The following is a 19,569-nucleotide window of genomic DNA, read 5'->3' on the forward strand; positions in this document are numbered from 1 at the left end:
ATGCTCAGCCCCGGCGTCCAGCTCGGCAACCGCTACCGCCTCGACGAGCGGATCGCCAGCGGCGGCATGGGCGACGTGTGGCGCGGCACCGACCAGGTGCTGGGGCGTACGGTCGCGGTGAAGAGCCTGCTCCCGGCGCTGCTCGACGAGCCGGGCTTCGCCGAGCGGTTCCGGGGCGAGGCCCGCACGATGGCCACCATCAACCACCCCGGCGTGGTGGACGTCTACGACTTCGGCAGCGACCAGCAGATCGCCTTCCTGGTGATGGAGTACGTGGAGGGCGACCCGCTCTCCGCCACGCTCAGCCGGGTGAGCCGGCTCACCCCGGCCCGCACCATGGCCCTGGTCGCGCAGGCCGCCGACGCGCTGCACGCCGCGCACCTCAAGGGGATCGTGCACCGGGACGTGAAGCCGGGCAACCTGCTCGTCCGGCCCAACGGCACCCTCGTGCTCACCGACTTCGGCATCGCCCGGTCCGACCTGGTCGGGCAGCTCACCGCCGCCGGCTCGGTGCTCGGCACCGCGTCGTACATCTCGCCGGAGCAGGCCACCGGCGCCGTCGCCACGCCGGCCTCCGACGTGTACGCCCTCGGCGTGGTCGCGTATCAGTGCCTGGCCGGGCGGCGGCCGTTCGAGGGGGACAATCCGCTCGAAATCGCCATGCGGCACGTTCGGGACGCCCCTCGGCCGCTGCCGGCGGACATCCCGCCGCAGGTCCGGGCGATCGTCGAGCGGGCGATGGCGAAGGATCCGGCCGCCCGCTGGCCCAGCGCCGCCGCCCTGGCGGGGGTGGCCCGGCAGACGAAGCTGACCCTCGGCCAGCAGTCCCGTACCGGCGGACATCTCGGCCAGGTCTCGGCCGCGCCGGCGTCCCCGGCCGGCCCGCAGGCCCGCGCCCAGGTCCGGCCCGTTTCGCACCAGCAGCCCCGTCCGCCCGCGGTCGCGCAGCGGCCGGTGACGGCGTCCGCGCCGCCGCAGCCCCGCCCGCCGGTCGCCCACCAGCCGGCACACCCGCCGGTCGCCGCACCCCGCCCGCCGGTCGCCGCGCCGCGCCCGCCCGTGGTCGCCACTCCGGCGTACCCGCGCGGGGCCGCGGCCGTGCCGGCGGCCCCGGTCCACCCGGCCAATCCGGCGTACGCCCGTCAGCCCGGCCTGCCGCCCGCCCCGCCGGCGCGTGGCGGGTCGGGCAAGGTGCTGCTCGTGCTGCTGCTGGCCGTGCTGGTTCTGATCTGCTCGGGCGTGATTTCCTACAACCTGCGGAAGAACACCGGTGCGGGGGACCTCGGCCCACGGACAGTGACGTCCGGCGCGCTGAGGACCGACGGACGCGACGATGCTCCCGACACGTCGTACCGTCGGATGGAACGGCTCCTGCCGGGCGGCGGCGAGACGACGACGAGCGAAGGACGACAGACGCGATGACAGCGCAGGCCCGCCTGCTCGGTGGCAGGTACCAGGTCGGCGAGTTGCTCGGCTACGGCGGCATGGCCGAGGTGCACCGCGGCCGCGACCTCCGGCTCGGTCGGGACGTCGCGATCAAGATGCTCCGGACCGACCTGGCCCGGGACGCCACGTTCCAGATGCGGTTCCGCCGCGAGGCGCAGAACGCCGCGTCCCTCAACCACCCTGCCATCGTCGCCGTGTACGACACCGGCGAGGAGACCGCACCGACCGGCGAGACACTGCCGTTCATCGTGATGGAGTTCGTCAACGGGCGGACCCTCAAGGAGGTGCTGGGCGCCGAGGGTCGGCTCCAGCCGCGCCGGGCGCTGGAGATCTGCGCCGACATGTGCGCCGCGCTGGAGTTCAGCCACCGGCACGGCATCATCCACCGCGACATCAAGCCGGGCAACGTGATGCTCACGCAGACCGGCCAGGTCAAGGTGATGGACTTCGGCATCGCTCGGGCGCTGGCCAGCGGCGCCACCACGATGACCCAGACCAGCGCCGTCATCGGCACCGCGCAGTACCTCTCCCCGGAGCAGGCGCGCGGCGAGGCGGTCGACGCCCGCTCCGACGTGTACGCCGCCGGCTGCGTGCTGTTCGAGCTGCTCTGCGGGCACCCGCCGTTCGTCGGGGACAGCCCGGTCAGCGTGGCGTACCAGCACGTGCGGGAGGCCCCGCCGACGCCCAGCGACATCAACCCGGACGTGACCCCGGCGATCGACGCGATCGTGCTCAAGGCGCTGTCCAAGAACCCGCTCAACCGCTACCAGAGCGCCGGGGAGATGCGCGCGGACCTGCTCCGCGCGGCCGCCGGCCGGCCGGTGCTGGCCACCCCCGTGATGCGCGATAGCGAGACCGTCCCGATGGCGCAGGCCGCCGCGGGGGGCTACCAGACCCAGGTGCTGGGCCCGCAGACCCGGCAGCAGGTGCCGGCCCGGGTCGGCGACCCGCGCAAGCGGAAGACCTCCTCCTGGGTGATCGCCGTCTTCGCCGCGCTCGGCGTGCTCGCGGTGATCGCCCTGGTCGCCGGCATCCTGATCAGCAGCCAGGGGGCCGGCAAGGTCCGGGTGCCGAGCCTGGAGGGCAAGGCCAAGGACGCGGCCGTGGCCGAGCTCCAGAACGCGGGGCTGGTACCCACGGAGGGTGAGCAGGTCTTCAACAGCACCTGCAAGGTCAACACGGTCGTCCAGCAGACCCCGGCTCCGGACACGGAACTGGAGGAGGGCCAGGGGGTCACCTTCCAGCTCTGCGGCGGCAAGCCCGAGGTGACCATCCCGGACGCCCTCGTCGGATCCCAGTTCAAGAACGTCGAGCAGCAGCTCGAGGGCCTGAAGCTCGTGGTGAAGGAGAAGCCGGTCGACAGTGCGCAGCCGGAGGGGACGGTGACGAAGGTGACCCCGAAGGAGGGCACCAGGGTCCCCGAGGACACCGAGGTGACCGTGGAGGTCTCCCGGGGCAACATCCGCGATGTGCCGCGCGTCACCGGGCTGACGGAGGATGAGGCGAGGCGGGAGCTCCGGCAGGCCGGCTACAACGTGCAGGTCCGCGACGGCGACGAGGTGCCGGCGGACCAGGCCGGCCGGGTGACCGGCCAGAGCCCGGCCCCCGGCGCGAAGCTGGAGAAGGGGAAGACCGTCACCATCGAGGTCTCCATCCCGCTGCCCACCGCGGAGCCGTCCGAGTCGACGCCGACGCCGTCGAGCAGCCCGACCGGAGAGGGGGGCGGGCTGTTCCCGTTCCCGCCGGCTCGCCTCAACGAGCGCTGACGCCAAACCAGTCCTTCAGACGCCGAACCCGGCCCTCGACAGGGGGCCGGGTTCGCGCTTTCCGGCGTTGTGCCGCCTTGGCCGGCGGTGGGTCAGGCGGCGGCGAACGCGGCGCGGCGGCGGGCGTCCACCTCGGCGGCCAACTCCGGGGCGCGCTCCAGGGCCTCCGGGTGGCCGCAGCTCGCCAGCCAGTTCGCCAGCATCAGGTGCCCGCCCTCGGTGAGCACCGACTCCGGGTGGAACTGGACGCCCTCGACCGGCAGCGTGCGGTGCCGCATGGCCATCACCACGCCCGAGCCCGTCCAGCCGGTGACCTCCAGCTCGTCCGGCAGCGTCTCGGGCAGCACGGCCAGCGAGTGGTAGCGGGTGGCGGTGAACGGGTCCGGCAGCCCGGCCAGTACGCCGACCGACTTGTGTCGCACCTCGGAGGTCTTGCCGTGCAGCAGCTCCGGCGCGCGGGCCACGGTCGCCCCGAACGCCTCGCCGATCGCCTGGTGGCCGAGGCACACGCCGAAGATCGGCAGCTCGCCCGCGTACCGGCGGATCACGTCCAGGCAGATGCCGGCCCGGTCCGGGCTGCCTGGACCGGGCGAGAGCAGCACCCCGGCCGCCCCGGCCCGGCCCACCTCGTCCAGGCCGATCTCGTCGTTGCGCCGGACCTCGCAGTCCACGCCGAGCTGGCCGAGGTACTGCACGAGGTTGAACACGAACGAGTCGTAGTTGTCGATCACCAGGACGCGCATCGGTTCACCTGCTCGGAGAGGGGGGCGGGGTGTTGTTCTGCTCGGTGTCGTAAGGCAGCTCGTGCCCGTTGTCCGGGGTGTCCCCGGTCCCGCCGGAGTCGGAACCCCCCGGGTTGCCGGAGTCCTGGGTCACCTGCACGTCGTCGAAGGGGAGCAGCGGCTCGGCCCACGGGAACACCACGTACCAGAGCAGAGCCACCGTCGCGGCGACGAGCGCGAGCGAGCCGACCAGCTTGCCGGGCAGCCCCAGCGGAAGCTTGCGCCAGATCCAGGCGTACACGCCTCAGCCCCCCAGCTCCGCCGGTCGCCCGGACGCCTTGGCCTGCGTGCGCTTCAGCTCCGCGTGGACGATCAGCCGTTGGTAGTTGTCGAACTTCGGGTTGCAGGTGGTCAGCGTGAGCAGCCGCTTCTTCGGCGGCTCGCCCGGCTCCATGGGCACCGGCGCGACCACCTCGACCTGGTTCGGCCGGACGATCCGGCTCTTGAAGACCTCGTAGACGTACCACTCGGTCTTGCCCTCGACCACGATGGCGTCGCCGTCGTGCAGCTCGTCCAGCCGCCAGAAGGTGGCGCGGTTGCGGTGGCCGGCGACGGAGAAGTTGCCCAGCTCACCCGGCATCGCGCTGTCCGGGTAGTGGCCCGGGGCGTACCGGATGTCCTGCTGGGTGACCCCCTCCACGACGACCCAGTGCTTGTCGAGCTTCGGGATGTACAGCCCGGCGAGCGGCTTGCCGTGGGCCGGCGGCTTCGGCTTGGTGGTCGGGCCGGTCGGGGCGACGGTCGGGTCGTCGCTCGGGTCCCAGGCCTGGGCGAGCTGCTGGGAGAGGTCGTTCTGGTGGGCGTCGACGATGGCGGACTTGCCCCACACCTCGTAGCCGGCGAACAGGAGCACCACGAGGCCGAAGGTGATCAGCAACTCGCCGGTGACCCGTACGCCGGTGCGCAGCCGCGACCAGACGGACGGGCGGGTCAGCTCGGAGTACACGCTCCGGTAGCCCTCGCCGGTCTGCGTCGCCCGGAGCTGGATCACCCGTTCGCCGCGTCGAAGCTTGGACGGCTCGACGGGAGCCGCGTCGGCGGGGTCGTCGGCGACCGGGGGCCGGGGCACCGCGCCCATGAGTGCGGTCGTGTCGAGGCCGGGACCACGGGCCGGGTTCCGGCCGGGAACCGCCGGGATCAGCGCGGTGGCCGCCGGATCGGCGGGGTTCGGAGTCGGGCTCGATCCCGGCGTGCCCGCGGCCTGGACCTGGGCGGCCGGCGGGGGCGGCGTGGGACGGCCGGCCGGGCGGGGGCCGATGGTCGGGATGAGGGCCGTGGGAGCGTCCGCCGGGGCCATCGGGTGGCCGCTCCCCGATTCGACGCCCTGGCCGCCGGGCGGCGGACCGTACGGCTGGGCGGCCGGACGCGGCGTGGGCCGCCCGGGGTCGGCGCCGGGCCACGGCCGCGGGGTGGCCTGCCGATGCGTCTGCGGGGGCTGGGGGGCCGCCGGCCGGGGCGGCAGCACCGGGTCGGGCCAGGGGCCGCCGGGGTTGTGCGGCTGCGGGGCGGGCCAGGGGCTGCCCGGACTGTGCGGCTGCGGGCCGGACGGGGTGGTGTGGGCGACGGGGGGGACCGGGGTGGAGCGGTCGAGCGGGGCGTCGACATCGCCGGCCGGCGGGTGCGGGGCACCCTGCCAGCCGTCCCAGCGGTCGTCCGGTGCCCGGCTCACCGGGGCACCGTCGCGGAGCGCAGGGCCGTCGAATCCTCGAACGCGGGCACCGTGACCGTCGAGACGGTCTCCCGGTACCCCAGGTGGAAGTCGCGGACGTCGTCCATGAACCACTGGACTCCCTCGGAGGCGGCGAGGGCATGCTTGAGGGCAGCGGGATCGCCGATTGCTACGATCTTGAACGGTGGGGAGTACACCCGGCCGTGCAGCAGCAGGGTGTTACCCACGCAGCGTACCGCGCTGGTCGTGAGCACCCGCACGTTCATGATTGACATGGCCTCCGCGCCGCCGGCCCAGAGCGCGTTCACCACCGCCTGGACGTCCTGCTGGTGGACCACCAGGTCGTCATTCGACGCGTCGGCGGGCAGGCCCTGGTCGGGGCCGCCGGGAGCGTCGTCGAGCTCGACGGTCAGCCCCGTCCCGGTCAGCGCGGTGAACCCGGCGGCCTGCCGGCTGGCGGCGGCCCGGTCCCGCTGCTCCCTGATCGGGCCGTCGGAGTCGGCCAGGGTGGCGGTCGCGTTCTCGACCTGGGCCCGCAGCCGAGCGGCCTGCTGCTCGCTCGCCTCGACCTGCTTGCGGCGGTCCTCGATGAGCTGGGTGAGCTGGGGGCGGCGGTCCTCACGCAGGGCGGTGCCGTCGGCGGTCGTCGCGCTCGTGGTGAAGAGCAGCCCGGCCGCGGCGGCGATCAGCGGCACGCCCATCGACCAGCCGGGACGCCGTTGCCGTGGGCGCCTGGGCAGGAGGACGGCGACCGCCCGCCGAAGGGCCTTCTGCCAGGAGGCCGCGCCGGATGTGTACTCCACCGAGCGTTCCTTCCGCGTCGTCTGGTGCCGGCCGTCGGGACGAGGGCCGGTGCGGTGACCGAACAGTCCCGCCTATTTCGGTCACTCCGTGCATCGGCCTGACCCCATTCATGGTTAGGACGGCCGTTCAGGACTACGCTAGCTGTCGAACATTATTGGCCATGGACCGTCGCCCCCGCGCCCGGTTGTCAGGCCGGACGAGGTCGTCACCCCTGGAGAGCGTCGTGCCCAAGTCTCAGGTCCGCAAGAAGAAGGTGTACACCCCGCCGACGGACGTGCGTCCGACGGCGACGGCGGCGACGCGCAAGCCCAGCCCGGTCTGGCTGCCCATCACGGCGGTCGCCCTGATCGTCGCCGGCATCGGCTGGCTGGTGGTGTACTACCTCTCCGAGCAGGCGTACCCGGTCATGTCGTGGGGTTACTGGAACCTCGCGGTGGGCTTCGGCGCGATGGTCGGCTCCCTGGTCCTGCTCTCCCGCTGGCGCTGACCCCGCGCGGCCGCACCCGCCCGCCTCGGCTCCGCGGCCGGGCGGGCGGCGGCCTGGTCCGCCCGTGCGGCTCCGCAGCCCCGCCCGTGTCGCCCCGGGCGGCGCACGTCACTCGCACGGCCTCTGGGCGTCCTGGCGCCGCGCACCCTATGGTGTGCGCAGGGCGGCGCCGCCAGGCGCGAGAAGAGTCACGTTACCACTGGGTAACCTCGCGCGTAGGCTGCACTGCATGACCGAGCGGAGCGAGGTCATCGACCGGTCCGGTCGCCGGGCGCGGCAGCGGCACCACGCGGCCACGCCCTGACCCCGGCCCGGTCGCCGAGCCGCTCGACAGGCAGCAGACCGGGAGGCCAAACTCGATGGGCAGCGTCCAGATCGTCACCACGATCCTCGCGGCCGCCATCACCGCCGTGGCGGTGTGGCTTGCGGTACGCGCGGTCATGAAGATGGTGGCAGTCATCCGGCTGGGTCAGCCGGACCCCCAGCGGTTCACCGACAAGGGCACCCGGACGAAGACCATGCTGGCCGAGACCGCCGGCCACACCCGCATGCTCAAGTGGAGCGTGGTGGGTGCCGCGCACTGGTTCGTGATGGTCGCGTTCATCGTGCTCTCGCTGCTGGTGCTGGAGGCGTACTTCGAGGTCGTCAGCCCCGGCGGCGGTTTGCCGGTCGTCGGGCACTGGACGGTCTTCGGCCTGGCCACCGAGCTCATCGGGGTGTTCGGCCTGGCCGGCATCCTGGTGCTGATGGCGATCCGGCTGCGCAACCGGCCCACCCGGCCCGGCGGGCGCTCCCGGTTCACCGGCTCGACCATGTGGCAGGGCTACTTCGTCGAGTGGGTCGTGCTGCTGGTCCTGATCTTCGGGTTCCTGATCCGCGGCTTCAAGGTCGCCACCGATCAGTTCGAGTACCCGGCCTGGGCCACCCCGGTCAGCCACGCGCTCGGCGGCGCGCTGCCCGCGTGGGAGGCCGGCGTCAGCGTGGCCGCGCTGATCAAGATCGCCATCTCGATGACCTGGCTCATCGTGATCTCGCTGAACGTCACCATGGGCGTCGCCTGGCACCGGTTCCTGGCGTTCCCCAACATCTTCTTCAAGCGCGAGCCGGCCAAGCCGGCCGGCTCCGGCCTCGGCGCGCTGCGGCCGATGATGAGCGGGGGCAAGCCGCTCGACTTCGAGGAGGCCGACCCCGAGAAGGACCAGTTCGGCGTCGCCCAGGTCGAGCAGTTCACCTGGAAGGGCCTGCTGGACTTCAGCACCTGCACCGAGTGCGGCCGGTGCCAGTCGCAGTGCCCGGCCTGGAACACGGGCAAGCCGCTGTCGCCGAAGCTGCTCGTGCTCAGCCTGCGCGACCACGCGTACGCCAAGGCGCCGTACCTGCTGGCCGGCGGCGGCAAGGACCTGACCGGTGAGGAGAAGGCGACCGCCGCCCAGCTCGCCCACGTGGACGTGCTGGCGCTGGCCGAGGCCGACAAGCCACTGATCGGCGGGGCCGAGGAGGGCGGCGTCATCGACCCGGACGTGCTCTGGTCCTGCACCACCTGCGGCGCCTGCGTCGAGCAGTGCCCGGTGGACATCGAACACGTCGACCACATCGTCGACATGCGCCGCTACCAGGTGCTGATCGAGTCGAGCTTCCCGTCCGAGGCCGGCGTGATGCTGCGCAACCTGGAGAACAAGGGCAACCCGTGGGGTGCCCCGCAGAACACCCGCGAGGACTGGACCAAGGGCCTCGGCTTCGAGGTGCCCCGCGTCGGCGAGGTCGAGGACTTCGAGTACCTGTTCTGGGTGGGCTGCGCCGGCGCCTTCGAGGACCGGGCGAAGAAGACCACCCGCGCGGTCGCCACGCTGCTGCACGAGGCCGGCGTCTCCTTCGCCATCCTCGGCGAGGGCGAGACCTGCACCGGCGACCCGGCCCGCCGGATCGGCAACGAGTTCGTCTTCCAGATGCTCGCCCAGCAGAACGTCGAGACGCTGAACGAGGCGTTCGAGGGCCGGGAGAAGAGCAAGCGCAAGATCGTCGCCACCTGCCCGCACTGCTTCAACACCCTGGGCAACGAGTACGGGCAGCTCGGCGGGGAGTTCGAGGTGGTGCACCACACCCAACTCCTGGCCCACCTGGTCAGCACCGGCAGGCTCACCCCGGTGCAACCGGTCGACGGCGGCGTCACCTACCACGACCCCTGCTACCTGGGCCGGCACAACCGGGTCTTCGCCCCGCCGCGCGAGGTGCTCGGCAGCGCCATCGCGGGCGGAGCCGGAGCTGGCCAGGGCGGCAGCGCGGCCCAGTCCGGTGCAGGCCGCGCCGGCGGCCTGACCGAGATGCCGCGCAACAGCGAGCGCTCCTTCTGCTGCGGCGCCGGCGGCGCCCGGATGTGGATGGAGGAGAAGATCGGCAAGCGGATCAACGTGGACCGGGTCGAGGAGGCCATGTCCACCGGGGCGAAGACCATCGCCGTCGGCTGCCCGTTCTGCTCGACGATGCTGAACGACGGCGTGAACGGCAAGGGCGCCGGGGAGCAGGTCGAGGTCGTCGACGTCGCGAGCGTGCTGCTGCGCTCGGTCAAGCCCGACCAGACGCGCGGCGACAAGGAGGCCGAGCCGGTCGCCGGCTGACCGCCGGCCCGGGCGGCGGCGCCAGCCCCTCGCCCCTCGCCCGTTGATCAAGAGGTTTGCGTCAGATTGGAGATCAGCTCTGACGCAAACCTCTTGATCATCCGTTCCGAGGCTCGAGCGGCCACGCCCGCCCGCGCGGGGTGGTGTGCCGGCGGGCCCGCCGTGGAACAATCGCGCCGAGGTGAACGATCATTGACAGTCCGCTATTGACCACCCTGTTGCCCCTCGTCGGCTTCGTGCTGCTGACCGCGGGCAACGCGTTCTTCGTCGCGGCCGAGTTCGCCCTGGTCACCGTCGACCGCCCGGAGATCGACCGGCGGGCCGCGGCCGGCGACGGCGGGGCCACGACGGTACGCGGTGCGCTGCGCGAGCTCTCCTTCCAGCTCTCCGGGGCGCAGCTCGGCATCACCATCACCGCCCTGCTCACCGGTTACCTCGCCGAGCCGGCGCTGGCCCGCCTGTTCACCCCGCTGCTGCACCCGCTCGGGGCCACCGCCGACCGGGTCACCCCGTTCCTCGCCCTGGCCCTGGCGACCCTCGTGTCCATGCTCTTCGGCGAGCTGGTGCCGAAGAACCTGGCGCTGGCCCGGCCGATGCCCGCCGCGCTGGCCACCGCCCGCGGCATGCGCGGCTTCTCCCGCACGTTCGGCTGGCTGATCCGGGGCCTGAACGGCTCGGCGAACGCGCTGGTGCGGCGCCTGGGGGTGGAACCGCAGGAGGAGCTGGCCAGCGCCCGCTCCCCGGAGGAACTGGGCCTGCTCGCCGCGATCTCGGCCCGCGCCGGGGCGCTCCCCCCGGACACCGCGATGCTGCTGCGCCGCACCATCCGCTTCGGCGAGAAGCGGGCCGCCGAGGCGATGACTCCGCGGGTCGACGTGATCGCCCTGCGCGCCACGGCCAGCGTCGCCGAGCTGCTCACCCTCGCCCAGCAGACCGGCCGCACCCGGTTCCCCGTCTTCGAGGAGACCCTCGACCTGGTCACCGGCGTCGCCGGGGTGTCGGACGCGCTCGGCGTACCGCTGGCCCGTCGGGCCGCCACCAGCGTCGCGTCGGTCGCCCGGGAGCCGGTGTACGTACCGGAGAGCCTGGACCTCGACGGGGTCCTGGCCGCCCTGCGGGCCGCCGGCGCGGACCTGGCGATCGTGGTCGACGAGTACGGCGGCACCGACGGCGTCGTGACCGTCGAGGACCTGGTGGAGGAGCTGGTCGGGGAGATCGCCGACGAGTTCGACCCGGACGCGGTCGACGACGCCGGACCGGTCGAGCTGACCGTGCCGGGCGGGGAGCGCACCGCGCTGGTCGACGGCGTGCTGCGCGAGGACGAGTTGGCCGAGCAGACCGGCTTCCGGCTGCCCGAGGGCCCGTACGAGACGCTGGCGGGCTTCCTGATGGCCCGCCTCGGGCACATCCCCATGGCCGGCGAGACGGTCGAGGAGGACGGCTGGGAGTTCACCGTGGTCGAGGTGGAGCGGCACCGGGTCGAGCAGGTGCGGGTGGTCCGCCCGGAGGAGCCCGGCGACGATGCTTGAGCTGCTGGTGACCGTGCTGCTGCTGCTCGGCAACGCCTTCTTCGTGGGCAGCGAGTTCGCGCTGATCGCGTCCCGCCGGACGGTGATCGAGCCGCTGGCCGTCACGTCGAAGCGGGCCCGCTGGGCGCTGTCCGCGATGAACCAGATCCCGCTGATGATCGCCGGGGCGCAGCTCGGCATCACGATCTGCTCGCTGGGCCTCGGCGCGATCGCCGAGCCGGCGCTGGCCCACCTGCTGGAGGTGCCGTTCCACGCGGTGGGCCTGCCGTCCGGCGCGATCCACCCGGTGGCCTTCCTGATCGCGCTCGGCATGGTGGTCTTCCTGCACACCGTCGTCGGCGAGATGGTGCCGAAGAACATCACCCTGGCCGGGCCGGAGCCGTCCGCGCTCTGGCTCGGGCCGGCGATGCTGGCGTTCTGCACGGCCACCAAGCCGCTGCTGGTGGCCATGAAGTGGGCGTCGCGCCAGGTGTTGCGGCTGTGGCGGGTGGAGGCGACGGACGCGGTCAAGACGGTCTTCACGGCCGAGGAACTGGCCGGGCTGGTGTCCCAGGCGCGGACGGAGGGGCTGCTCGACGCGGAGGAGCACGCGCGGATCACGGGCGCGCTCGCGCTGCACAGCCGTACGGCGGCCGACGCGCTGCGGCCGTGGTCGACGGTGACCACCGTCGCCGAGGACGTCTCCCCGGCCTCCCTGGAGGTGCTGGCCACCCGCACCGGCCGCTCCCGGTTCCCGGTGGTGCAGCGGGCCACCCGGCGGGTGCTCGGCTTCGTGCACGTCAAGGACGTGCTGGGGTACGCCGGGGCGGACCGTCGGGCGCCCGTGCCGCCCGAGGTCTACCACCCGCTGGCCGTGGTGCCGCCGGACCGTACGCTGGCCGACCTGCTCCTGTCGATGCGCCGGGAGCGGCGGCACATGGTCCTGGTGAGCGACGGTCGCCGCCCGCTGGGCGTGGTGACCCTCGACGACGTGTTGACGGCCATCGTCGGCTGAGTCCTCGCCCCGGCTGTCGCACCCGTTGTGCGCGGACGGTCGCCGGGGCGTGACGGCCCGTCGGCCGGCCTTGATTCCCCGCCCGGGCTTCCCTAATGTGGTGCGCTGACCGCTGTGGGTCGTCTGCCTCGATCTTCCCCCTCGCGAGGCGCCCGGCGGTCGGTTGCGAAGGAGTCCATGCCGGTGGCAACCATGCCTCCTCATCGTCGTGTGCCCGGACTACCGTCCGCTCGCCCGGGCCGCGCACGCCGGGTCGCACACCGCCTGCTCACCCTGGTCGCGGCCGTCGCCGTCGGCGCCGGCGTGCTGGCCGCGCCCGCGTACGCCGCGCCGTCGGTCGACGAGCTCGAGGCGCAGATCGACAAGCAGTGGGAGCAGCTCGAACCCACGATCGAGCAGTACAACAAGGTGCGCGCCCAGCTGAAGGTCAACAAGGAGAAGTCGGACGAGCTGCAGAAGAAGATCGAGCCGCTGGCGCTGGAGGCCGACCTGGCCATGAGCCGCGTCGGCGACCTCGCCTCCCGGTACTACATGTCCGGCCCGTCCCAGGAGCTCAGCGCGCTGCTGGTCAGCACCAAGCCCGGGACGCTCGCCGAGCAGCTGACGATCCTGGACCGCCTCGCCGCGCAGGAGCGCAAGCAGATCGAGGGGGTCATGGCGGTGCGCGCCAAGTACGACGGCGAGAAGCAGAAGCTGGACACCCTGATCGCCGACCAGGAGAAGAAGACCAAGGAGCTGGCGGCCAAGAAGACGAAGATCAACACGGAGATCAAGCGGCTGCAGGGCATGATGCCGAAGACCGTGGTGGTCACCGAGGGCTGCCCCACGATCTCGGGCGTGGTCAGTGAGGCGGCCCGGATCGCCATCCGCACCGCCTGCGCCCAGGTCGGCGACCCGTACGTCTGGGGCGCCACCGGTCCGAACGCGTTCGACTGCTCCGGCCTGACCCAGTACGCCTACAAGGCCGCCGGCATCCACCTGACGCACTTCACGGGGGCGCAGTGGAACGAGGGCCGGGCCATCCCGCGCTCCGAGGCGCGTCCGGGCGACCTGGTGTTCTTCTTCAGTGACCTGCACCACGTCGGCCTCTACCTCGGCAACGACAAGATGGTGCACGCGCCCCGGGCCGGCAAGCCCGTCAACGTGAGCAGCATCAACTACATGCCGGTTGCCGGCTTCCGCCGCCCCGGCTGACGCCCACGCAACCACGGAAACGGCCCCCGCTCGAGCGGGGGCCGTTTCCGTGCGCGGTTGCGGTCAGCGCGGCGCGCCCACCGTCGCCGGCAGCACGTCGACGTCGTCCTGGTTGACGTACATCACCCGGTGGCCGAACTGGATCTGCACGTACCGGTTCTCGCCCCGGATCACCGTCCAGTCGCCCGGCGACGAGCCGTCGAAGGTGACGGCCCGGTAGTACTCGCCGGCCAGCACGCCGCCGACGGCGTACCGCTGGCCCGCCGGGAGGGTGTACTGCAGCGGCGAGATCGCCTGGTAGGGCACCCCGGCCGGGTACGCCTCCCGCTCCGGGTACGCCCGCCCGTACACCGGGATCGTGGCCTTGCCCGCCTTCGGGACCACCACGAAGCCCTGCGCCCACTTCGCCGTCGGCGCGGACGCCGGGTTGTGGAACCAGGCCTTCTGCCCGAGGTACCAGATCGCCGTCCAGTCACCCTGGACGTCCGCGAGGGCGTACGTCTGCCCGGTCGAGGCGCGGGCGCCGTGGTCGGAGATGTACATCGTGTTCGGCGTGCCGTTCGGGCGCAGCCCGCGGTCGTTCACCAGCGGCGCGTCGGCGCTCGGCGCGGTGCGCAGGACGACCGAGGACGAGCCGCGCAGCGGGCACGGCGCGATCGGCGGCGGCGGGCTCGGGACGCCGGGCGGCTGCCGGTTGCAGCCGGTGAACGCCGGCTGGTTGCTGGCGTAGTCGGGGTCGATGGTGACCAGCCCGGTGTGCGGGGTGCCGGTCGACTGGAACGGCGCCTTCAGCAGGTCGAAGTAGTGCGACCAGTTCCAGTACGGGCCCGGGTCCCAGTGCATGCCGGCCACCGTCGACGCCACCGTGCCGGGGACGTTGTCGTGGCCGAGGATGTGCTGCCGGTCCAGCGGGATCTGGAACCGCAGCGCGATGTGCCGCACCAGCTTCGCGGAGGTGCGGTACATCGCCTCCGTGTACCAGGTGCCGTGGCCGGCGAAGCCCTCGTGCTCGAGGCCGATGGACTTGGCGTTGACGTACCAGTTGCCGGCGTGCCAGCCGACGTCCTTGGCCTTGATGTGCTGGGCGATGTAGCCGTCCACCGAGCGCAGCGTGTAGTGCCAGCCCAGGTAGTCCGCCCGCTTCACCAGGTTGACGCTGGGGATTCGTCGACGTGGGCGCTGGCGGCCTCGGCCGAGGCGACCCGCTCGGCGTCGGTCAGGTGCATCGGGCCGAACCCGCCGCTCGTGCTCGGGCGGCCGGCGTGGGTGTCCCACCGGGACTCCAGGTAGGACACGCCGAGCAGGACGCTCTCCGGCACGCCGTACTCGGCCGCGGCGGCCGCGTACTGCTGCTGCCGGTCGGTGGGTGCGTCGGCGGACCCGGTGCCGAGCGGCTCGGCCGCGACGGGCCCGGCGGCGAAGGGTAGGACCGCGGTGGCCGCTGCCACCACGGCGGCGAGCAGGACGCGTCTGCTCGCCGGTAGGTTGGATCGGGGCATCGAACCTCCCGAGTGAGGGTCTGGGTGAGGCCACCCTCCCGCCGCCGCCCCAAGGGGTCAATACCTTTCCGGTTATCGATATTGCGTGAAGGAAAGCTACGGAGACCCCGGTCATACGGAGTGTCACAGCCCGTCGGGTTGCGAATCGGTAACGCCCGTCTCTACTCTGGTCAACCGTCGGCCGGTCACAGCGCCGCCCACACCGGGCGGTGACGGCCCGACACCGCCGAGTCGCCTCCGGGCGAGCCGGGGACCCAGGTACGCCGGGGTGAATCCGCAGCCTCGCTGCGGTAGGGCGCTCTCCCTTCCCGCCCGAACCCGTCAGCTAACCCGGTAGGCGGTACGGAAGAAGGAGAACGGAGCCCGGTGGCACACCATGCCCCGCGGCGCCCGTCGCGCCGGTCGGCCCACGCCGACCGGATGCCGGCTGCGCCGCGTCCACGCTGGTCACGCTTCACCACCGCCCTGGCCGCCCTCGCCGGCGCCGCCGTCGTCCTGGCCGGCGTCGCGCCCCCGGCCCACGCCGAACCGTCGGTCGCCGAGATCGAGCAGCAGATCGACCAGGACTGGAACAAGCTCGAACCGCTCATCGAGCGGCACAACGCCACCCGCCAGGACCTCGCCGCGAAGCGGAAGCAGGCCGACGCGCTCGCCCGGCAGATCGGGCCGTTGCAGCGTCAGGTGGACGAGGCGATGGCGAAGGTCAACGGCCTCGCCGTCGAGGCGTACAAGGGTGAGAATCTTTCGGCCGTGAACGCGCTGCTGGGCAGCCGCTCCGCGAGCCAGATGCTGGGGCAGCTGGAACTGCTCGACCAGTTCGCCCACCGCCAGCAGCGCGACGTCCAGACGGTCGTCGACCTGCGCGACCGGCTGGCCGCGAAGAAGCAGCCGCTGGACGAGATGGTCGCCCAGCTCACCCGCACCGAGGCCCAGCTCGCGGCGAAGCGCAAGCAGATCAACGCCGAGATCGACCGGCTGCAGAAGCTCCGGATCAAGGTGTACGGCAACGGTGGCGGCGGCTCGCTGCGGCCCGCCCCGTGCCCGGCGAGCTATCCGGGCGGCGGCGCCGGGATCGCCGTCAAGTTCGCCTGCGCCCAGATCGGCAAGCCGTACGTGTGGGGCGCCGCGGGCCCGAACGCGTACGACTGCTCCGGCCTGACGATGGCCGCGTGGGCCAAGGCCGGCGTCTCGCTGCCGCACAACGCGGCCCGGCAGCGGGCCGTGACCGCCCGGGTGAGCCGCGCCGACCTGCGCCCCGGCGACCTCGTCTTCTATTACGCCGACCTGCACCACGTCGGCATGTACGTCGGTGGCGGCTGGGTCGTGCACGCCTCCCAGGCTGGCGTCCCGATCAAGATGAAGCGCGTCGACGACGGCCAGGTCAACAGCTACGGCCGCCCTGGTTGACGGGTACGGGGCCCCTGCGGGACGGGGGCCCCTGCTCGCCGCCGGGCGGTGTCAGCGGGTGGGCCAGGTGCGCCAGTTCCGCCAGGACCGGCTCGGGGTCGGGCCGCGCTGCCCCTGGTAGCGCGAGCCGTAGACGGCCGACCCGTACGGGTGCTCGGCCGGCGACGAGAGCCGGAAGATGCACAGCTGCCCGATCTTCATTCCCGGCCACAGGGTGATCGGCAGGTTCGCCACGTTGGACAGCTCCAGCGTGACGTGCCCGGAGAAGCCCGGGTCGATGAAGCCGGCGGTCGAGTGGGTCAGCAGCCCGAGCCGGCCGAGCGAGCTCTTGCCTTCGAGGCGACCCGCGAGCTGGTCGCCGAGCGAGATCACCTCCAGCGTCGAGGCGAGCACGAACTCGCCCGGGTGTAGCACGAACGGCTCGCCGTCGGGCACCTCCACCGCCGACGTCAGGTCGTCCTGCTGAATCGACGGGTCGATGTGCGTGTAGAGGTGGTTGTTGAAGACCCGGAAGAGCTTGTCGAGGCGTACGTCGATGCTCGACGGCTGCACCAGACTCGGCTCGAACGGCTCCAGGGCGAGCGTGCCAGCGTTCAGCTCGCTGACGAGGTCGCGGTCGGAGAGCAGCATCGCAACACCATAGCGATCCTGGTGACAGCCGCTGCGACCGGTTCGGGGGACCTGCGTGTCGTGGTCGCTGATCGTACATTTGTTCGATAGGATGCCGGCATGGCTTCCTGGTCCGAATTCGCCGCTGACGAGCCACGACTCGCCGACGGGATCCGCCTCCTCATGCAGCAGTACGGGCCGGGCTTCGGCTACCTGGCCACCGTCCGTGCCGACGGCGGGCCCCGGGTGCACCCGGTGTCCCCGGTGATCACCGACGAGGGGCTCTTCTGCTTCGTCATCGACTCCCCGAAGCGGCGCGACCTGGAGCGCGACGGCCGCTACGCGCTGCACTCCTTCCCACCTGAGGACAGCGACGACGAGGCGTACGTGGCGGGGCGCGCCCGGCCCGTGACCGACCAGGCGCGGGTGGCCCGGTTGGCCGAGATCGGGCGGGCCGCGCCGCAGGTCGACTGGCGGCTGTTCGAGTTCACCGTCGACGTGGCGATGCTGACCCGGCGGGCGCACGGCGGCTCGTCCGCTCCTGGCGACGGCCCGGGCCGGCCGGCCGTGCAGGTCTGGCTGGACCCGGTGGCGGCGAGGCCCGCGGGCGGCGCCAGTGTCGACGTACCCGATCAGGGGCCGGCCCGGCGCGCGCAGGGCGCCCACCGCGCGGCGGCCTGACCCCCGAAGACGCCGGTGCCGGCCCCGTCGTAGGACGGAGCCGGCACCGGAGTGTCAGCAGCGGTGGTACGTCAGGCCGCGCGGTAGGCGTTCCACGCGGTCAGCATCCGGCTCGCCTGACCAGGGGTGAACTGGTACATGCACGAGTCGTAGGTGTAGTCCATGAAGTTGGTGATCGGGTCCAGGCCCGCCGCGGTGCAGGTGTCCCGCCCGGTGGGGCACTGGAACGCCGCCGAACCCTCGGCCGGGGTGTCGTCCACACTGTCGCCGGCGCCGGAGCAGCCGCCCTGGAAGGTGTGGTACAGGTTCAGCCAGTGGCCGACCTCGTGGGTGCCGGTGTCGCCCTGGTTGTAGTTGGTGGCGGTGCCACCCGGCAGCGACTCGCCCAGCACGACTACGCCGTCCGAGCTGCTCAGCTTCCGCTGCGGGAAGGTCGCCCAGCCGAGCAGGTCGTCGCTCAGCTCGCCGAGGTAGACGTTCAGCGTGTTCTTGCCGCCCTCCCGCAGGGTGCTCTTCATCGAGCGCTCGGCGGACGAGCCGTACACGATCGGGTACCAGGTCGGGTTGGTGACCCGGTTGATCTTCTGCAGCTGGAACGCGAAGGCGGTGGCCGCGCCGCCGGTGGCGCCGCTGTACGCCTGGTTCAGCACGCTGATCTGCTGGGTGATCATCGAGTCCGGGATGTTGCCACCGGCCCGGGTGCTGTCCCGCTGGATGACGTGGACGATGACCGGGATGGTCACGCTCGCCACCGGCGTGGCCCCGGCGCCGGGGCGGAAGTTGGCCCGCTCGCGCAGCGCGGCGGCCAGGTCCGCCTCGCGCTCACGGACCTGGGCGGAGGTCAGCTCGTTCGGCTCGTGCTTGGCGTGGCCGCCGGCCTTGATCCGGGCGTCCGTGTGGACGTCGGCCGGCTCGACGCAGGCGTCCGACGGGGCGGCGGAGAAGGCCGAAGCGGCCGGGACGACGCCCACCGCGGCGGTGCTGAGCAGCAGCGCGAGGGTCGTCGACGCGACGCCGGCGGTCCGCCGGGTCAGCAGGTTGGGACGGAGTCCCATGGGCCCACCTCTTTCTGACGACGCGACAGGGGGTATGTCACGCCGAGGCTGAAACGTGGAGGTGACGTTACATCCGATCGACGAATTTGAGAATGGGCATGTGTTGCTGGGATGAAAACTTCTGGGGGTTTTTCCTGATGGAATGTCATCTTTGGGGGTGCCGGGGGCGCCGGTGACGCGCCCGAGGGGGGTACCTGGTGCGGAGTGGCGGTGACCTCAGGTACAGTGGTGCCGCCTGCGGGTGTAGTTCAATGGCAGAACATCAGCTTCCCAAGCTGACAGTGCGGGTTCGATTCCCGTCACCCGCTCCACACACGAAGGCCCTGGCCAGGACGTCAGTCCCAGCCAGGGCCTTCGATGTTGCTACCGCTTCTTGCGCTGCCCGTGCCCGCTGCGTGCCCGATTCCGGGTCTGCTTGATCTGGGAGCTGAGCGCGTTCGCGATGTGTTCGTCACGTTCCTGCGCGGTGTGCTGGTAGATCATGGCCGCGCGGGTGGAGGCGTGGCCCATCCGGGCCATCAGGTCGGCGAGGCTGGCACCGGTGCGAGAGGCCAGGGTGTTTCCGGTGTGCCGCAGGTCTGGAAGTTGGAGCGGCGCAGGACAGCGCCCTTCGCTCCGGTGAAGATGAGCGCGTCCTGATCGTCACCGACGAAGTCGTCCAGGTGGGCGCGGATGTCGCGGCGGATCGCGTCGGGGACGGTGACGGTCCGAATGCCGGCATCGGTCTTGGGTGGCCCGAAGGCGAGGCTTCCGTCTGAGCGCTCGACCAGGGTCGCGCGGACCGTCACGGTCCTACAGCGCGGGTCGACGTCGCGGCGGCGTAGCGCGGCGAGTTCTCCGTAGCGGAGGCTCGCGAAGGCGGCGAGCAGGACCAGGGCGCGAAGCCGGCCGGGCACGATGTCGGCGAGCTGGAAGACCTGGGCCACGGTGGCGACAGGTCGCTCAGCCGCGCGCTCGATGCGGCACCCTTGATCCGACAAGGGTTGCGCGGTGGTTGCGCAGGGCCATCCCGCCAGCCGTCGACCCGGGCGA

General features: G+C 72.3%; 19 protein-coding genes, 1 tRNA gene and 1 riboswitch. Of the genes, 10 read left to right on the top strand and 10 right to left on the bottom strand.

Going from position 1 to position 19,569, the window contains the following annotated elements; genetic code table 11:
* The gene (locus ACGFIZ_RS01305; protein WP_393414346.1) at positions 1-1,422 is read left to right on the top strand and encodes a protein kinase; all 1,422 of its coding nucleotides are present in this window, start codon (positions 1-3) and stop codon (positions 1,420-1,422) included.
* Positions 1,419-3,212, top strand: a complete 1,794-nt coding sequence (gene pknB / locus ACGFIZ_RS01310; protein ID WP_393414349.1) for a Stk1 family PASTA domain-containing Ser/Thr kinase — start codon at positions 1,419-1,421, stop codon at positions 3,210-3,212. The genes ACGFIZ_RS01305 and pknB overlap by 4 nt, the downstream gene beginning before the upstream one ends.
* Positions 3,213-3,304: 92 nt before the next feature.
* On the opposite strand, the gene ACGFIZ_RS01315 is transcribed toward pknB, so the two are convergent.
* Genes ACGFIZ_RS01315 through ACGFIZ_RS01330 form a run of 4 tightly spaced genes read right to left on the bottom strand, consistent with a single transcriptional unit; the run spans position 3,305 to position 6,466 of the window.
* A complete protein-coding gene (locus ACGFIZ_RS01315) occupies positions 3,305-3,955 on the bottom strand; it encodes an aminodeoxychorismate/anthranilate synthase component II (RefSeq protein WP_347666370.1) in 651 nt (216 codons plus the stop codon).
* Positions 3,956-3,959: 4 nt separating this feature from the next.
* Positions 3,960-4,235: a hypothetical protein gene (locus ACGFIZ_RS01320; protein ID WP_393414352.1), complete on the bottom strand. Its 276-nt coding sequence runs from the start codon at positions 4,233-4,235 to the stop codon at positions 3,960-3,962.
* Positions 4,236-4,238: 3 nt separating this feature from the next.
* Complete coding sequence (locus tag ACGFIZ_RS01325) at positions 4,239-5,663, bottom strand: class E sortase (RefSeq protein WP_393414355.1); 1,425 nt, start codon at positions 5,661-5,663, stop codon at positions 4,239-4,241.
* The gene (locus tag ACGFIZ_RS01330) at positions 5,660-6,466 is read right to left on the bottom strand and encodes a DUF881 domain-containing protein (protein WP_393414358.1); all 807 of its coding nucleotides are present in this window, start codon (positions 6,464-6,466) and stop codon (positions 5,660-5,662) included. The genes ACGFIZ_RS01325 and ACGFIZ_RS01330 overlap by 4 nt, the downstream gene beginning before the upstream one ends.
* 224 nt (positions 6,467-6,690) lie before the next feature.
* Between ACGFIZ_RS01330 and ACGFIZ_RS01335 the strand changes: the two genes are divergently transcribed.
* The 5 genes from ACGFIZ_RS01335 to ACGFIZ_RS01355 all read left to right on the top strand — a co-directional run bounded on the left by ACGFIZ_RS01335 (position 6,691) and on the right by ACGFIZ_RS01355 (position 13,286).
* Entirely contained in the window at positions 6,691-6,954 is a 264-nt protein-coding gene (locus tag ACGFIZ_RS01335) for a cell division protein CrgA (RefSeq protein WP_117668059.1), read from the top strand.
* A gap of 359 nt (positions 6,955-7,313) precedes the next feature.
* Complete coding sequence (locus tag ACGFIZ_RS01340) at positions 7,314-9,569, top strand: (Fe-S)-binding protein (protein WP_393414362.1); 2,256 nt, start codon at positions 7,314-7,316, stop codon at positions 9,567-9,569.
* 218 nt (positions 9,570-9,787) lie between these two features.
* Positions 9,788-11,098: a hemolysin family protein gene (locus ACGFIZ_RS01345; protein WP_393414859.1), complete on the top strand. Its 1,311-nt coding sequence runs from the start codon at positions 9,788-9,790 to the stop codon at positions 11,096-11,098.
* The gene (locus ACGFIZ_RS01350) at positions 11,091-12,092 is read left to right on the top strand and encodes a hemolysin family protein (RefSeq protein WP_393414365.1); all 1,002 of its coding nucleotides are present in this window, start codon (positions 11,091-11,093) and stop codon (positions 12,090-12,092) included. Before ACGFIZ_RS01345 ends, ACGFIZ_RS01350 begins: the two co-directional genes overlap by 8 nt.
* A gap of 177 nt (positions 12,093-12,269) precedes the next feature.
* Positions 12,270-13,286: an NlpC/P60 family protein gene (locus ACGFIZ_RS01355; protein ID WP_393414368.1), complete on the top strand. Its 1,017-nt coding sequence runs from the start codon at positions 12,270-12,272 to the stop codon at positions 13,284-13,286.
* Positions 13,287-13,349: 63 nt separating this feature from the next.
* Here the strand turns inward: ACGFIZ_RS01355 and ACGFIZ_RS01360 are convergent, their stop codons facing one another.
* Both ACGFIZ_RS01360 and ACGFIZ_RS01365 read right to left on the bottom strand, forming a co-directional pair.
* Positions 13,350-14,432: an N-acetylmuramoyl-L-alanine amidase gene (locus ACGFIZ_RS01360; protein ID WP_393414371.1), complete on the bottom strand. Its 1,083-nt coding sequence runs from the start codon at positions 14,430-14,432 to the stop codon at positions 13,350-13,352.
* Entirely contained in the window at positions 14,429-14,785 is a 357-nt protein-coding gene (locus tag ACGFIZ_RS01365) for a hypothetical protein (protein ID WP_393414374.1), read from the bottom strand. The genes ACGFIZ_RS01360 and ACGFIZ_RS01365 overlap by 4 nt, the downstream gene beginning before the upstream one ends.
* A gap of 214 nt (positions 14,786-14,999) precedes the next feature.
* Positions 15,000-15,139, top strand: a riboswitch (cyclic di-AMP (ydaO/yuaA leader).
* A 66-nt stretch (positions 15,140-15,205) separates the two neighbouring features.
* Between ACGFIZ_RS01365 and ACGFIZ_RS01370 the strand changes: the two genes are divergently transcribed.
* A complete protein-coding gene (locus tag ACGFIZ_RS01370) occupies positions 15,206-16,192 on the top strand; it encodes an NlpC/P60 family protein (RefSeq protein WP_393414377.1) in 987 nt (328 codons plus the stop codon).
* A gap of 51 nt (positions 16,193-16,243) precedes the next feature.
* Here the strand turns inward: ACGFIZ_RS01370 and dcd are convergent, their stop codons facing one another.
* Entirely contained in the window at positions 16,244-16,822 is a 579-nt protein-coding gene (gene dcd / locus ACGFIZ_RS01375) for a dCTP deaminase (protein ID WP_393414380.1), read from the bottom strand.
* A 99-nt stretch (positions 16,823-16,921) separates the two neighbouring features.
* Between dcd and ACGFIZ_RS01380 the strand changes: the two genes are divergently transcribed.
* A complete protein-coding gene (locus ACGFIZ_RS01380) occupies positions 16,922-17,482 on the top strand; it encodes a pyridoxamine 5'-phosphate oxidase family protein (protein ID WP_393414383.1) in 561 nt (186 codons plus the stop codon).
* Positions 17,483-17,553: 71 nt separating this feature from the next.
* Here ACGFIZ_RS01380 and ACGFIZ_RS01385 read toward each other — a convergent pair whose 3' ends face one another.
* A complete protein-coding gene (locus ACGFIZ_RS01385; RefSeq protein ID WP_393414386.1) occupies positions 17,554-18,537 on the bottom strand; it encodes a zinc metalloprotease in 984 nt (327 codons plus the stop codon).
* Positions 18,538-18,774: 237 nt separating this feature from the next.
* On the opposite strand from ACGFIZ_RS01385, the gene ACGFIZ_RS01390 reads away from it, so the two are divergent.
* Positions 18,775-18,848 (top strand) — tRNA-Gly (locus ACGFIZ_RS01390).
* A gap of 52 nt (positions 18,849-18,900) precedes the next feature.
* Here ACGFIZ_RS01390 and ACGFIZ_RS01395 read toward each other — a convergent pair.
* Together ACGFIZ_RS01395 and ACGFIZ_RS01400 are read right to left on the bottom strand one after the other, a co-directional pair.
* Positions 18,901-19,056, bottom strand: coding sequence for a hypothetical protein (locus tag ACGFIZ_RS01395; protein WP_393414389.1), 156 nt, complete (start codon positions 19,054-19,056; stop codon positions 18,901-18,903).
* Entirely contained in the window at positions 19,056-19,463 is a 408-nt protein-coding gene (locus tag ACGFIZ_RS01400) for a hypothetical protein (RefSeq protein ID WP_393414392.1), read from the bottom strand. Before ACGFIZ_RS01400 ends, ACGFIZ_RS01395 begins: the two co-directional genes overlap by 1 nt.
* Between the last annotated feature and the right edge of the window lie 106 nt (positions 19,464-19,569).

It is taken from the genome of Micromonospora sp. NPDC048830 (genome assembly GCF_043198215.1).
In the GTDB taxonomy this organism is placed as follows: Bacteria; Actinomycetota; Actinomycetes; order Mycobacteriales; family Micromonosporaceae; genus Micromonospora.

What these genes read in the sequence shown, in the direction of transcription:
- ACGFIZ_RS01385 (WP_393414386.1), bottom strand. Translation starts at nt 18,537, where the DNA reads ATGGGACTCCGTCCCAACCTGCTGACCCGGCGGACCGCCGGCGTCGCG.
- ACGFIZ_RS01395 (WP_393414389.1), bottom strand. Translation starts at nt 19,056, where the DNA reads ATGGCCCGGATGGGCCACGCCTCCACCCGCGCGGCCATGATCTACCAG.
- ACGFIZ_RS01305 (WP_393414346.1), top strand. Translation starts at nt 1, where the DNA reads ATGCTCAGCCCCGGCGTCCAGCTCGGCAACCGCTACCGCCTCGACGAG.
- dcd (WP_393414380.1), bottom strand. Translation starts at nt 16,822, where the DNA reads ATGCTGCTCTCCGACCGCGACCTCGTCAGCGAGCTGAACGCTGGCACG.
- ACGFIZ_RS01370 (WP_393414377.1), top strand. Translation starts at nt 15,206, where the DNA reads ATGCCGGCTGCGCCGCGTCCACGCTGGTCACGCTTCACCACCGCCCTG.
- pknB (WP_393414349.1), top strand. Translation starts at nt 1,419, where the DNA reads ATGACAGCGCAGGCCCGCCTGCTCGGTGGCAGGTACCAGGTCGGCGAG.
- ACGFIZ_RS01380 (WP_393414383.1), top strand. Translation starts at nt 16,922, where the DNA reads ATGGCTTCCTGGTCCGAATTCGCCGCTGACGAGCCACGACTCGCCGAC.
- ACGFIZ_RS01350 (WP_393414365.1), top strand. Translation starts at nt 11,091, where the DNA reads ATGCTTGAGCTGCTGGTGACCGTGCTGCTGCTGCTCGGCAACGCCTTC.
- ACGFIZ_RS01365 (WP_393414374.1), bottom strand. Translation starts at nt 14,785, where the DNA reads ATGCCCCGATCCAACCTACCGGCGAGCAGACGCGTCCTGCTCGCCGCC.
- ACGFIZ_RS01355 (WP_393414368.1), top strand. Translation starts at nt 12,270, where the DNA reads ATGCCGGTGGCAACCATGCCTCCTCATCGTCGTGTGCCCGGACTACCG.
- ACGFIZ_RS01315 (WP_347666370.1), bottom strand. Translation starts at nt 3,955, where the DNA reads ATGCGCGTCCTGGTGATCGACAACTACGACTCGTTCGTGTTCAACCTC.
- ACGFIZ_RS01340 (WP_393414362.1), top strand. Translation starts at nt 7,314, where the DNA reads ATGGGCAGCGTCCAGATCGTCACCACGATCCTCGCGGCCGCCATCACC.